The sequence below is a fragment of the Amycolatopsis sp. NBC_00355 genome, from assembly GCF_036104975.1.
Classification (GTDB): domain Bacteria; phylum Actinomycetota; class Actinomycetes; order Mycobacteriales; family Pseudonocardiaceae; genus Amycolatopsis.
The window spans coordinates 4,443,964-4,457,115 of sequence record NZ_CP107982.1 but is presented as its reverse complement, the minus strand read 5'-3'; the positions used below and the strand labels follow the sequence as shown (position 1 = coordinate 4,457,115).

The 13,152-nt window shown below is 72.2% G+C and carries 12 protein-coding genes; 4 read left to right on the top strand and 8 right to left on the bottom strand.

Annotated elements, in window-relative coordinates; all coding sequences use genetic code 11:
• Window positions 1-72: 72 nt before the first annotated feature.
• The 6 genes from OHS18_RS19550 to OHS18_RS19525 form a co-directional block, all read right to left on the bottom strand.
• Window positions 73-1,356: a sensor histidine kinase gene (locus tag OHS18_RS19550; RefSeq protein ID WP_328617992.1), complete on the bottom strand. Its 1,284-nt coding sequence runs from the start codon at window positions 1,354-1,356 to the stop codon at window positions 73-75.
• A gap of 2 nt (window positions 1,357-1,358) precedes the next feature.
• Window positions 1,359-2,069: a response regulator transcription factor gene (locus OHS18_RS19545; RefSeq protein WP_328450549.1), complete on the bottom strand. Its 711-nt coding sequence runs from the start codon at window positions 2,067-2,069 to the stop codon at window positions 1,359-1,361.
• A 34-nt stretch (window positions 2,070-2,103) separates the two neighbouring features.
• On the bottom strand, window positions 2,104-2,784 hold the full coding sequence (locus OHS18_RS19540) for an IclR family transcriptional regulator (RefSeq protein WP_328450551.1): 681 nt from the start codon (window positions 2,782-2,784) through the stop codon (window positions 2,104-2,106).
• Window positions 2,785-2,817: 33 nt separating this feature from the next.
• Window positions 2,818-3,648, bottom strand: a complete 831-nt coding sequence (locus tag OHS18_RS19535) for a sugar phosphate isomerase/epimerase family protein (protein ID WP_328617991.1) — start codon at window positions 3,646-3,648, stop codon at window positions 2,818-2,820.
• Window positions 3,648-4,781: a dihydrodipicolinate synthase family protein gene (locus tag OHS18_RS19530; RefSeq protein WP_328617990.1), complete on the bottom strand. Its 1,134-nt coding sequence runs from the start codon at window positions 4,779-4,781 to the stop codon at window positions 3,648-3,650. Before OHS18_RS19530 ends, OHS18_RS19535 begins: the two co-directional genes overlap by 1 nt.
• A gap of 738 nt (window positions 4,782-5,519) precedes the next feature.
• Window positions 5,520-6,560: a LacI family DNA-binding transcriptional regulator gene (locus OHS18_RS19525; protein WP_328450556.1), complete on the bottom strand. Its 1,041-nt coding sequence runs from the start codon at window positions 6,558-6,560 to the stop codon at window positions 5,520-5,522.
• 324 nt (window positions 6,561-6,884) lie between these two features.
• On the opposite strand from OHS18_RS19525, the gene OHS18_RS19520 reads away from it, so the two are divergent.
• The 3 genes from OHS18_RS19520 (at window position 6,885) to lpdA (ending at window position 9,558) form a co-directional block, all read left to right on the top strand.
• On the top strand, window positions 6,885-7,289 hold the full coding sequence (locus tag OHS18_RS19520; RefSeq protein WP_328450557.1) for a nitroreductase family deazaflavin-dependent oxidoreductase: 405 nt from the start codon (window positions 6,885-6,887) through the stop codon (window positions 7,287-7,289).
• A 63-nt stretch (window positions 7,290-7,352) separates the two neighbouring features.
• The gene (locus OHS18_RS19515) at window positions 7,353-8,117 is read left to right on the top strand and encodes a lysophospholipid acyltransferase family protein (RefSeq protein WP_328450559.1); all 765 of its coding nucleotides are present in this window, start codon (window positions 7,353-7,355) and stop codon (window positions 8,115-8,117) included.
• A 49-nt stretch (window positions 8,118-8,166) separates the two neighbouring features.
• The gene (gene lpdA, locus OHS18_RS19510) at window positions 8,167-9,558 is read left to right on the top strand and encodes a dihydrolipoyl dehydrogenase (protein WP_328617989.1); all 1,392 of its coding nucleotides are present in this window, start codon (window positions 8,167-8,169) and stop codon (window positions 9,556-9,558) included.
• Between the two features lie 44 nt (window positions 9,559-9,602).
• On the opposite strand, the gene OHS18_RS19505 is transcribed toward lpdA, so the two are convergent.
• Window positions 9,603-9,977, bottom strand: a complete 375-nt coding sequence (locus OHS18_RS19505) for a PH domain-containing protein (RefSeq protein WP_328450563.1) — start codon at window positions 9,975-9,977, stop codon at window positions 9,603-9,605.
• The gene (locus OHS18_RS19500) at window positions 9,974-10,435 is read right to left on the bottom strand and encodes a GNAT family N-acetyltransferase (RefSeq protein ID WP_328617988.1); all 462 of its coding nucleotides are present in this window, start codon (window positions 10,433-10,435) and stop codon (window positions 9,974-9,976) included. The genes OHS18_RS19505 and OHS18_RS19500 overlap by 4 nt, the downstream gene beginning before the upstream one ends.
• 805 nt (window positions 10,436-11,240) lie before the next feature.
• Here OHS18_RS19500 and OHS18_RS19495 point away from each other — a divergent pair.
• Window positions 11,241-13,142 (top strand): S8 family serine peptidase, encoded by a 1,902-nt coding sequence (locus OHS18_RS19495; protein WP_328617987.1) that lies wholly within the window; start codon window positions 11,241-11,243, stop codon window positions 13,140-13,142.
• The last annotated feature ends 10 nt before the right edge of the window (window positions 13,143-13,152 follow it).

Genomic DNA, 13,152 nt, shown 5'->3' with positions numbered 1-13,152 from the left:
AAGATGAATCACAGGTGATTCATTGCACAAGACACGCGATTCGTGGCGAATCATTCCATCGGGTGCACGCGGTCACGGTGGGCTGGACGCGGGCAGGAGCAGGGTGAACGTCGGCGGGGACGGCAGGTGCAGGCGCAGCCGGCCGCCCTCGGCTTCGGCGAGGCTGCGGGCCAGGCGCAGGCCGATGCCGTGGCCGCTCGGCGCGCTCGCGAACGGGTCCGTCTCGCCGAGGTCCGGGCCTTCGTCGGCGACGTCGATGGCCAGCGCGTCTCCGGCGTCGCGGGCCACCACGGTGACCGTGCCGCGCCCGTGCGTCACGGCGTTGTCGAGCAGCACACCGAGCACCTGCCGGACCGCGGCGGCGGCCGCGCGGGCCGGCGGCGGGTCCTCCCGGACGATCCGCAGCTTCCGCCCGTGCGGCGCGAGCAGCGCCTCCCCGGCCTGCCGGACCTCGTCGAGCAGGACGTCGAGCGCCAGCTCGGCCCGCGGCGCCCGGCGTTCCCGGCCCAGCGCCAGGAGGTCTTCGATGGTGCGTTCCAGCCGGTCGGCGGACGCGATCCCGGCGCGGATCGCCGCGTACGGGTCGCTCTCCGGTGTCTCCAGCGCGGCTTCGAGCTGCAGCCGCAGCCCGGTCAACGGCGTCCGCAGCTGGTGGGACGCCTCCGCGGAGAACGCGCGCTCGCGCTCCAGCGTCTCGCCGATGCGGGTCGCGGTGGCGTCGAGCGCTTCGCCGACCTGGTCGATCTCCGCGATCCCGGCGCGCGGGCCGCGGGCGGTGAAGTCGCCGTCGCCGAGCCGCTCGGCCACGGCGGCCAGCTCCTCCAGCGGCCGGACCAGCCGCGACGTCGACCGCCGGGCCGTCAGCCAGCTCGCCCCGATCGCCACCACCGCCAGCGCGGCCATGGCGAGCCAGGTCAGCCCGACCCGCAGGTAGAGGTCGGACACCGGCAGCGCGGCGCGGACGACGCCGATCGTGCGCGACCCGTTGACCACCGGGACGGCCAGCACCACTTCGCCGCCTTGCCGGCCGGTGACGACGTCCTCGGTGGCCGTCGCCGCCTGGAGCTCGATCGAGCCGCCGACGGCCGGCCCCTGCCCGGCGAGCAGCCGCCCGTCCGGGGAGTAGACGCCGACCGCGCCTTCGGCCTCGTCCCCCTCCAACGGTGGCACGACCGGCGCCAGTCCGGCGTTCAGCTCGTGAGCGACGGCCAACGCGGCGGTGTCGGCGGCGCGTTCCAGGTCCGACGTCGTGTCGTCGCGGTAGTACTGCATCACGGCCACGCCCAGCGGGAGCGCGAACAGGACGGTCGCCACCAGCGCGGCCAGCACCGTCAGGGCGATGATCCGGCGGCGCACGGCTACCGCTGCGCCCCGGTCCGCGCGGGATCCTCCAGGCGGTACCCGTGCCCGCGCAGGGTGGCGATCAGCGGGACGGCCGCCCCGGCTCCGGCGGCCGCGGCGAGCTTGCGGCGCACGGCCGCGATGTGCACGTCCAGCGTCTTGGTCGAGCCGTACCAGTGCGCGTCCCAGACCTCGGCCATCAGCGTCTCGCGGCTGACCGCGACGCCGGGCTGCTCGGCCAGCCGGGCCAGCAGGTCGAACTCCTTCGCGCGCAGCACGACCTCGTTCCCGTTGACGCTCGCGCGGCGGCCCGCGACGTCGACGGTGAGGCCGCCGACGGTCACCGGCGGCCGGGCGGTGGCCGGGGCGCCGCGGCGCAGGTGCGCCCGCACCCGGGCCAGCAGCTCGCCCAGCCGGATCGGCTTGGTGAGGTAGTCGTCGGCCCCGGCGTCGAGGCCGACGACGACGTCCATCTCCTCCTGCCGGGCGGTGAGGATGACGAGCACCGTGGCAGGCAGCGCGGCCCGCAGCCGGCGGCAGACCTCGACGCCGTCCAGGTCGGGCAGGCCGAGGTCGAGCAGGACGAGGTCGAACTCACCGTCGCCGGCCGCCTTCAGCGCGGTGCGGCCGTCGCGCCGCCAGGACACCTGGTAGCCGTGGAGTCGCAGGGTGGATTCGAGCACGCTGCCGATCGCCGCGTCGTCTTCCACCACCAGCAGGTTCGGCATGCCGGAAGCCTAACCGGACGGCCTCAGTTCCACGTCAGGGCTGGTCGGGACGGGTGCCGAAGCCGATCCGGGAGATCCGCCGCGCGGCCGCCGTCACCGACGCGCCGAACCCGGCGGCCCGCGGTCCGGTGAACCGCGTGGTCGGCCCGGTGATCGCGAGCGCGGCGAGCACCCGCCCGTCGCCGTCGTGCACCGGCGCGGCGACGCTCGACGCGCCGGCCTCCGGCTCGCCGTGACTGGTCTCGGCGTTCCCGGCCGCGGCGGCGTCGAGCACGAGGCCCGCCGCGCCGCACGTCAGCGGCAGCTCGTCGCCCACCCGGCCGACGTGCCGGATGCCCTGCGGGCCCTCCTGCTGGGCGACGCAGACGAGCACCGTCGTGCTGCGGACGTAGAGCCCGGCCGTCTCGCCGCACTCCAGCGCCAGCTCGCGCAGCACCTGGCGGACCGGTTCGGGCAGCTGCCACGCGGTGTTCGCCAGCGTGGCCCAGCGCAGCAGGCCCGGGCCGACGGTGACCCGGCCGTCCGGGCGCGTCCAGAGCAGGCCGCGCTGCTCGCAGGTGGCGACCAACCGCAGCACGGTGGTCTTGGCCAGGCCGCTCGCCGCGGTGAGGTCCTTGACGGCCCAGGTGCGGTGGCGTTCGGTGAACAGCGCGAGCAGGTCGAAGGTGCGCAGCACGCTCCGGACCGCGCCGTCGTCGCTCTGCTGGTCCGTCATCCTGCGACCCCCCGTTCGCCTGACGGTCCCAGGCTACCGGCGGCCGGACCCTCGGGCCACGTGCCGCTCGAACGCCACGATGGTCTCGGCGAGCACCTCCGCGCCCGGCCGGGCCCACAGGCCGGCGTTGAAGACCTCGACCTCGATCGGGCCGGTGTAACCCGCGGCCTCGACGCGGGCGCGCAGGTGCCGGTGGTCGATCGGGCCGTCGCCCGGCAGCGCGCGGCCCAGCAGCGGGTCGGGCAGCGGCACGAGGACGTCGCAGACGTGGAACCCGGCGATCCGGCCGGCGGCCGCGGCGATCGACTCCTCGATCCGCGGGTCCCACCAGACGTGGAACTCGTCCACGATCACGCCGACCTGCTCGGCCGGGTGCTCGACCGCGATCGCCAGCGCTTGGTCCACTGTGGACAGCACGGATCGGTCCGCGCACTGCATCGGGTGCAACGGTTCCAGACCGAGGCGCACCCCGCGTTCCCCGGCGTAGGGGGCCAGCTCGCCGACGGCGTCCGCGACCCGCTGCCGGGACGCCTTGAGGTCGTTGCCCGCGACCCCGCCGACCACCAGCACGAGGACGCCGGCGCCCAGCGCGGCGGCTTCGTCGATCGCCTCCCGCGTCCGCGCCACACCGTCCACAGGGGAGCCTTCGGGCGTCACGCCGGTGAAGAACCCGCCGCGGCACAGGGAAGAGACCCGGACGCCGTGCTCCTTGAGCAGGCGCGCGGCTTCGTCGACGCCGGTCTCCGCGACCTTGTCCCGCCACAGCCCGATCCAGCCGACGCCCGCTTCCGCGCACCCGGCGACGGCCTCGGGCAGCGACCAGGCCTTGGTGGTGATCTGGTTGAGGCTGAGCCGCTCGTCCATCACGCCACCCCGGCGGCCAGCAGCAGCGGCCGCATCCGGGCCACGGCCAGGTCGGGATCGGCCAGCACCCCGGCGTCGTCGGCGAGGCGCAGCAGCGTGGCGAGGTGCGTGATCGTGCGCGCCGACTCCTGGCCGGCGATCATCCGGAAGTGCTCCTGGTGGCCGTTGAGGTAGGCGAGGAAGACGACGCCGGTCTTGTAGTGCCGGGTCGGCGCGCGGAAGATCTCGCGGCCCAGCGGCACGGTCGGGTCGAGCAGCGCGCGGAACCCGGCGGTGTCGCCGTCGTCGAGACGGGCGAGCGCGGCCCCGGCGACCGGCGCGATCGGGTCGAAGATCCCGAGCAGGGCTTCGCTGTGCCCGTGCTCGTCGCCCGCGATGAGGTCGGGGTAGTGGAAGTCGTCGCCGGTGTAGCACCGGACGCCGGCCGGCAGCGCCCGGCGGAACTCCGTCTCGACGGCGGCGTCGAGCACCGAGACCTTCACCCCGGCCACGGTCCCGGCGTGCTCGGTGCAGAGCGCGCCCAGTTCCCGGGCCGCGTCCCGGACGTCGGCGTGGCCCCAGTAACCGGCCAGCGCCGGGTCGAACTGCTCGCCCAGCCAGTGCAGCAAGACCGGCCCGCTCGCCTCGGACAGCAGCTTGCCGTACGCCGCGTGGTAGTCGTCCGGCCCGGACGCCGCCGCGGCGAGCGCCCGGCTGGCCATCACGACCGGCACCGCGCCCGCCCCGCCGACCAGGTCGAGCTGCTCACGCCAGGCGTCCACAATGGACGCGACGGTGGCCGGGCCGGCGGCCAGCTGGTCGGTGCCGACGCCGGCGACCCAGGGCCGCCCGCCCGCGGCCGCGCCGGTGCGCGTGACCAGTTCGCGGGTGGTCGCCCAGTCCAGGCCCATGCCGCGCTGCGCGGTGTCCATCGCGTCGGCGACGCCGAGCCCGCAGGCCCAGAGGTGCTCCCGGAAGGCCAGCGTCGTGTCCCAGTCCACGCGGTAGGGCTCGTCGGCCAGCGCGTCCGCCACGACGTGCGCGGCGGCGTAGGCGATCCGAGAGGCAGGAGGTACCGACGGCGGCTCGGGCGGCCGCGGCCCGCCCGGCGACCACGTCGTGAGCTCGCCGCCGGGGGTGGGGAGCACGAGCACGGGGACCTCCGGAGTAGTCAGAAAGCGCTTTCTCGCCGACTACGGTAGGGCCTGCGCCGGGGCACGACAAGGCCCCGTCCGGTCGGTGCCCGGGGTGCGTGGTGGTCTCCCGCAGTGCGACTTCGCCGGTCCGGCCGCCCCAGTCGCGCGTGGTTTGCGGGCGCGTGGCGGGTTTCTCGCTGGACGAATTCGGCGGCTCGGCCGGCCCGTCCGTCGGGCGCTCGGGGCGTGTGGTGCTGTCGCGCGGCACGGCTTCGCGGGTGCTATCGCCTCGTTCGGTCGGCGCCTGAGTGCGCGCGGTGCTTCTCGGTGCGCGATTACGGCGGCCCGGCCGGACTCTCGGGTCGGAGGTTGGGGCGTGGTGCTTTCGCGTTGTCCGGTTTCGGCGGCCTCTCGGGCAGAACTCGGGGACGCGGTGCAATCGCGCCGTGTGGCTTCGGTGGCCTGCCTGGTCGGGGCTCGGGGGAGCGGCGCGTTCGTGCGGTGCGGTTCGGCGGCCCGCCAGGTCGGGGCTCGGGGCGCGGTGCTTCCTTGTAGCGTCTCGGCGCCCTGCCCGGTCGGCGCTCGGGGGCGCGGCGCGTTCGTGCGGTGCAGTGCGGTGCGGTGCGGTGGCCTGCCTGGTCGGGGCTTGAGGGCGCGGCGCGTTCGTGCGGTGCGGCTCGGCGCCCCTGCCCGGTGATCGCCCAGGGTGCGGTGTTTCTCGCTGCTCGGCTTCGGTGGCTCGGCAAGACCTGTCGGTCAGCGCTTGGGTCGTCCGGTGCTCTCGCGCAGGACTACCTCGCCGGCCAGCCGGATCGTTCGAGGGCGGCTTGCGCTGCCGCCCTTGATCGCGAGGTCCATTGCCCGCTCGCCCAGCTGCTCCAGTGGCAGCCGGACGGTCGTGAGCGCCGGGGCGAGGTCGCGGACCACCGGGATGTCGTCGAAGCCGGCGAGCGAGATGTCGCCGGGTACGGCCAAGCCGGCCTCGCGCAACGCCGTCATCGCGCCGATCGCCATCACGTCCGTGACGGCGAAGATGCAGGTGGGCAGCTTGCGCTTGCGGGTGGCGAGCAGCTGCTTGGTCGCCTCGTAACCGCCGTCGCGGGTGAACGCGGCTTCGACGACGTCGTCTTCGCGCAGGTCTATGCCGTGCGCGGCGAGCCCGTCGGTGAAGCCGGCGAGGCGGTCGACGACCGTGCTCAGCCGTCGGGGCCCGGCGAGCACGGCGAACCTCTTGTGCCCGAGGCCGGCGAGCGACTTCGCCAGCTCGGCGGCGCCGCCCTTGTTGTCCGGCTGCACGGTGTCGATCTTGAGCCCGCGGTGGCGGCTGACCGCCGCGACCTGGCCGCCGCCCCGGCGGTAGGGCTCCAGCTCCGCGGCCATCGCGCGCTCCCACGCCCGGTCCTCGAACGCCGAGCCGATCAGCAGGATGGCCGCGGCCCGCTGCGCTCGCAGCGTCGAGACGTAGGCGACCTCGCGGTCCGGGTCGCGGAACGTGCCGGCCAGCATCACCAGCAGCCCGTTGTCCGTGGCCACCCGCATCACCCCGCTCGCGATGGCGGCGAAGTAGGGGTCGCCGACGTCGTGGCAGATCACGCCGACCGTCCGGTGCGTGCCCCCGGCGAGGGCCTGCGCGTGGGCGTTCGGGGCGTAGGCCAGCTCGGCCGCGGCCGCGGAGACCCGCTCCCGCAGGTCGGCGCGGACGGACGCGGTGCCGTTGAGCACCCGCGACGCCGTCGCGAGCGAGACGTTCGCGCTGCGTGCCACGTCTTCGAGCGTCACGTGCGGCCGGGCCTTCATGGATCCTCCAAGATCGGTCTCGGGCGTGCGGCCCGCATACCTTGCTCGCCGGCCGTGGGGTGCCGGCCGCGTGGTGCCGGCCCGGAGGCGACGGGAACGCAATCTACTGGGGAGGAGTGCGGGAACGGAGAGGGTAAGCCCGCTCCGGTTCGCCCAGGTGGTCCGGGTGGTGGTCACGGCGCCGGTGGCCGCCAAAAGTTACCCCGATCGTGTGAAACGGGGGTGCGGAAGATCGAGGGCCGGTCGTGTGTTGCCACCAAGGGAGACCAGGACGTGGTGAGTTCGTCACGCCCTGAAGATCGTCGATCATGAGAGGAAGGCCCCATGCTGTTCGGTGACGAGCACGTCCGCCGCTACGAGGAGACCGACGGCGAGGTCGGCCACGAGTGGCGGGACGGCGTCCCGGCGCTGGTGCTGACCACCACCGGCCGCAAGACCGGCCAGGAGCGCAAGTTCGCCCTGATCTACCAGGAGGTCGACGGCAACGCCGTGATCGTCGCTTCCAAGGGCGGCGCGCCGAACCACCCCGGCTGGTACTTCAACCTCCTCGAACACCCCGAGGTCGGCGTCCAGGTGAAGGCCGACAAGTACCAGGCCCGCGCCCGCACGTCGTCCGGCGAGGAGCGCGCGAAGCTGTGGGAGAAGCTCGCCGCCGTCTGGCCGGACTACAACGAGTACGCCAAGAAGACCGACCGCGAGATCCCCGTGGTGGTGCTCGAGCGGCTGTGATCTGCGCCGCGTTCCGGGGGTGACCGGGGCGATCCGGCCGGTCGTCGGCTACGAATTACCTTCATGACCGACCGCTGGACCGCCCTCGACCTCGAGGGTGAGCTGCTCACCCGACGCCAGATGATCGCCTACGGCCGGCGCTTCGCCCGCGCCGGCCGGGGCGCCTGGTACAGCTTCGCGATCGAGGTGGTCTGGCAGTTCCTCGTCCAGTCCACCCGGTTCCGGGTGCGGGGCTCTCGGAACATCCCGAAGACCGGCGGGGTGCTGGTGGCGTCCAACCACCTGTCGTTCGCCGACCCGACCACGCTCACCGCGTTCTGCCTCGCCGCCGGCCGGGTGCCGCGGTACCTGGCGAAAGCCTCCCTCTGGAACCTCCCGGTCGTGCGTTCGGTGATGCGCTCCGGGCGGCACATCCCGGTCTACCGCGGCGCCGCCACGGCGTCGGAGGCCTTCCGCGACGCGGTCGCGTCCGTGAAGGCCGGCGAGTGCGTCGCGATCTTCCCGGAGGCGACGTTCTCGAAGGACCCCGCCGGCTGGCCGATGCGCGGCAAGACCGGCGTCGCCCGGATCGCCCTCGAGACCGGCGCGCCGGTGATCCCGGTGGCCAACTGGGGCACGCACCGGCTGCTGCCCGCTACCGCGTGGTTCCCCCGCGGCCTGCCGCGCAAGACCGTCGACCTGGTCGCCGGCCCGCCGGTCGACCTCTCGGACCTCGCCGGCCGCGAGCTGACCCGCGAGGTGCTCGAAGAAGCGACGGCGCGCATCATGGCGGCCGTGACGGACCTGCTCGTGACGCTCCGGGGCGAGCGCCCGCCGGTCGCCGCCTGAGGCCCGGGTCACCCCGCCGCGAGGGGCGCGGGAGGGTAGTTTCGGGTGCATGAGTGCACAACACTTCGATGTCGTCGTGCTGGGGGCCGGGGTAGGTGGCTACGTCGCGGCGATCCGCGCGTCCCAGCTGGGTCTGAGCGCCGCCGTGGTCGAGGAGAAGTACTGGGGCGGGGTCTGCCTGAACGTCGGGTGCATCCCGTCGAAGGCGCTGCTGCGCAACGCCGAACTGGCGCACGTGGTGACGCAGGAGGCGAAGGCGTTCGGCATCTCGTCCGACAGCCCGATCCGCGTCGACTACACGGCCGCCTACGAGCGCAGCCGCAAGGTCGCCGACGGGCGCGTCAAGGGCGTGCACTTCCTGATGAAGAAGAACAAGATCACCGAGTTCGACGGGCACGGCACGTTCGTCGACGACCACACCCTCGAGGTGAACGGCTCGCGGGTGACCTTCGACCACTGCGTCATCGCGACGGGCGCGACGACGAAGCTGCTGCCGGGCACCTCGCGCAGCTCGCGGGTCGTGACGTACGAAGAGCAGATCCTCGCCAGTGAGCTGCCGTCGAGCATCATCATCGCCGGGGCCGGCGCGATCGGCGTCGAGTTCGCCTACGTGCTGCACAACTACGGGGTCGACGTCACGATCGTCGAGTTCCTCGACCGGATGGTCCCGCTGGAGGACGCCGAGGTCTCGGCGGAGCTCGCCAAGCGTTACCGCAAGCTCGGCATCAAGGTGCTGACGTCGACCCGCGTCGAGTCGATCGACGAGTCGGACGCGTCGGTGCACGTGACCGTGTCGTCGGAGAAGGACGGCAAGCAGGTCCTGGAAGCGGACAAGGTCCTGCAGGCGATCGGGTTCCAGCCGCGGGTCGAGGGTTACGGCCTGGAGAAGACGGGTGTCGCCCTGACCGAGCGCGGCGCCATCGCCATCGACGGCCGGGGCCGCACGAACGTCGACCACATCTTCGCGATCGGCGACGTGACGGCGAAGCTGATGCTCGCGCACGCGTCCGAGTCGATGGGTGTCGTGGCGGCGGAGACGATCGCGGGCGCGGAGACGATGGAACTCGACTTCCCGATGATCCCGCGCGCGACGTACTGCCAGCCGCAGATCGCGAGCTTCGGCTGGACGGAAGAACAGGCCCGCGACAAGGGCTACGACGTGAAGGTGGCGAAGTTTCCCTTCACCGCGAACGGCAAGGCCCAGGGCCTTGGCGACGCGGGCGGGTTCGTCAAGCTGATCAGCGACGCGAAGTACGGCGAGCTGATCGGCGGCCACCTCATCGGGCCGGACGTCACGGAGCTGCTTCCGGAGCTGACGTTGGCGCAACAGTGGGATCTGACGGTGCACGAGGTCTCCCGGAACGTCCACGCGCACCCGACGCTGGGTGAAGCGGTGAAGGAAGCCCTGCACGGCCTCGCGGGGCACATGATCAACATGTAGCCCGCGGCCGGCCCTGACCCGGTAAGGCGGGTCAGGGCTCGATCTCAGAGCACGTGGGACGCGATCAAGTGACCCAGCTGACGGATGTCCGAACTGCCCTTGAACTCCAGACGGACCTTGCCGAGTCCGCTGAACCACAGGTCGAGTTCGGCGTCGAGGTCGAAAGTGCCCGCCGTTTCGATCGAGAACGCCTGGATCTTGCTGTAGGGCAAGGATGTGAAGTCCTTCTTCTTGCCCGTGACGCCTTGGACGTTCACCGCGATCAGCCGCTTGTCGGTGAACACGACGAAGTCGCGGACGGCCTTGAAGCAGGCCATCACCTGTTCGCCCTGGATGATGATCGGCTGAACCGTCGGCGTGATGTCCTGGGGGTTGCACGGGGCGAGCTTGAAGACCGTGTTCTTGGAGAAATCAATCATTCTCCAGACTGTAGCGGGATCGCCACTTCGAACCGGAGTTCCGGGCGCGCCCACGCGATCTTCGGGGGTTTCGGCGGGAGCGTGCCGGTGCGGCGCGCGCCCATGCGGAGGTAGAACGGCAGCGCCGGTGGGTGCGAAACGACCCGCACCGCCGGGATGTCTCGCGCCCGGGCTTCGGCGAGCATGTGCGCGACCAGGCGGCTGCCGAGGCCGAGGCCCTGGGCGGCGTCCGCCACGAAGAGGATGTCGAGTTCCGGTGGCTCTTCGAGGAGTGCGTAGAAGCCCAGCACCTCGTCGCCGGTCATGGCGGCGAAGGTCGGGTGGGCTTCGATGTAGGCGGGCGTGACCGTGTAGCCGTCCAGGATGGACGCGTACTCGCCCTGGCAGGCGGACGACGCGTGCATCAACGCGGTCAGGGACGCTGCTGGGGATCCGGTGGCCCGGACGATGTCGACCATGTTCCGAAGGCTACGAACCGGGGTCCGACAGTTTCGGTGCGGTCGGGAGGTGGCGGACCTCGATCGGTTCCGGAACCTGTTGCAGCACAACGAAATACTCGTCGAGATTCTCGATCGGGTGAACGGCCCGGAGCTGCCGAAGACTGGGTGATCAAGGCGGTCGCGGACCGGTGCGGAATTTTCCCGCTGAGGGAAAAGTACGCGACGAAGCGCGCGTACTTTTCCGCGCGTCAAAGCCGCCGCGAGGACCCAGACCGCGTCGATCGCCCTGGAAGCGTTGCGGGACAAGGAAGGCGAGACGCTGCTCGTGCACGGCACCGCGGCTCAGGGGCGCCGCGTGATCGGGACGGCGAGTGGGGCCAACCAGGACTACGTACGCGAGCTGGGCGCGACCGCCGTCGTCTACGGCGCTGGCCTGAAGCAGCGGATCGAGGCGCGGGGGCCGACGTCGTGCTCGACGGGGCCGGCAGGCCGCGCTCGAAATATCCCTCGAACTGGTGAAGCGACGCGACCGGATCCTGACGCTCGTCGAGCACGGGAAAGCCGCCGGAGTCGGCGCTCGTCTCGAAGTCCGGACGCTCGGCCGCGCGTCTCACCGAGGCCGCGGCGGGCCATCGCGAAATCGGGACCGGGCACGGCCGGGGAGAAATCGTTCTCACGTTTCCCTGATCGTTCCACCATGTGGACGGCTGGACGTTCCCGACTTTGGTCGGTGGACCGGTGATCGGTCACTCCTTAGATTCTCCCCATTACACCCGGTCGGGTGTCATTCGGTCGAGTGGCCGAGTACCACAGGGAGAAATCGATGGTGAGATTCAGCCGGGTCGCCGCGCACGCGGTTCCGCTGACGGTCGGCGCCTTGCTGTTGTCGACGGGGGTCGCCGTGGCCCAGCCGTCCACGGTGGACGCCGCGACCGCGCGCACCGAAGCGGGCATCAGCGCGCTGCAGAGCATCAAGAAGAGCCTGACCCCGGCCGAGCGCAAGCAATCGAGTCAACTGGTCGTCGAGAAGCGGTTGCGCGCCGATCGCTCACTGGCCGCGAAGCTGCCGGAATACCGCTCCGGCGTCGGCGTGAGCGGCGCCGGCACCGTCTCGGTCGACATCGCCACCCGCGACCAGGCCGTCGCGAACGCCGTCCAGGCCGCGGGCGGCACCGTGCGCTACGCCGCGGCCGGCGCCGTGCGCGCCGACCTGCCGCTGTCCGCTCTGGACGCGATCTCCGGCCGCGCGGACGTCACCGAGGTCAAGCCCGCCGCCCAGGCCACCACCTGGAGCGAGCCGGGCAACCGCGACCTGCGCGAGGCGCTCGCCGCGAAGGCCCCGGCCGCGACCCAGGTGTCCGAAGGGGACAAGGCGCACGGCACCGACACCGCCCGGACCACCTACGGCGTCAGCGGCACCGGCGTGAAGGTCTGCGTGCTCTCCGACGGCGTCGACTCGCTGGCGAAGTCCCAGACCGCCGGCGAGCTGCCTGCCGTGGACGTCCTGTCCGGTCAGAAGGGCAGCGGCGACGAGGGCACCGCGATGCTCGAAATCGTCCACGACCTCGCGCCCAACGCCACCCTCGGCTTCGCGACGGCGTTCACCAGCGAAGCCAGCTTCGCCGCGAACATCCGCGCGTTGCGCACCACGAGCCACTGCCAGATCATCGTCGACGACGTCTCCTACTTCGACGAGTCGCCGTTCCAGGACACCCAGGTCGCGCAGGCCGTCAACGACGTCACCGCGGCCGGCGTCCTGTACTTCTCCTCGGCCGGCAACTCGGGCAACGCGACCGACGGCACCAGCGGCTACTACGAGGGCGACTTCCGCGCTTCCTCGACGAAGATCACCGGCGTCACCGGCACGCCGCACGACTTCGACCCCAGTAGCACCACGCAGAACTTCGACGCGCTTTCGGCGGGCTCGCTCGGCAAGCCGGTGACACTGTTCTGGTCCGACCCGTGGGGCAAATCCGCCAACGACTACGACCTGTTCATCCTGAACTCCGCGGGCAGCGTCGTGGCCTCCAGCGAAAACGGCCAGTCCGGCTCGCAGAACCCGTACGAGATCGCGAACGTGCCGGCCACCGGCTCCGGTTACAAGGTCGCCGTCGTGAAGTACAGCGGCGCCGACCGGTTCATCGCGCTCAACGTGATCCGCGGCCGGTTCGTCGCCTCGGGCTCGCTCAAGGCGTTCAGCACCAACGGCGTCACGAACGGCCACTCGTCCGCGGCGAGCGCGTTCAGCGTGGCGGCGGCCCCGGCGGCGGGCGCGTTCACCCGGCCGCTGGAGACCGGCGACCCGGCGAACCCGGCCGGCCCGTACCCCGGCGTGTTCACCGCGTCGAGCAAGTGGGAGCGGTTCTCCTCCGACGGCAAGCGGCACCTGTTCTACAACGCCGACGGCACCGCGATCACCGCGGGCAACGTGTCCTCGACCGGCGGCGCGACGCGCAACAAGCCGGACATCACAGCGGCCGACGGCGTCTCGACCTCGGTGACCGGCTTCCAGCCGTTCTTCGGGACGTCGGCGGCGGCCCCGCACGCGGCGGCCATCGCGGCGCTGCTGCTGTCGGGCAAGCCGACGGCGACCCCGGCGCAGATCCGCACCGCGCTGGTGTCGTCCGCGATCGACCTGGGCACGCCTGGGTTCGACACGGTGACCGGCAACGGCCTGATCATGACGGGCCCGGCGCTGGCCGCGCTCGGGGTCCAGCCGAAGTAGTTCCTCCTCG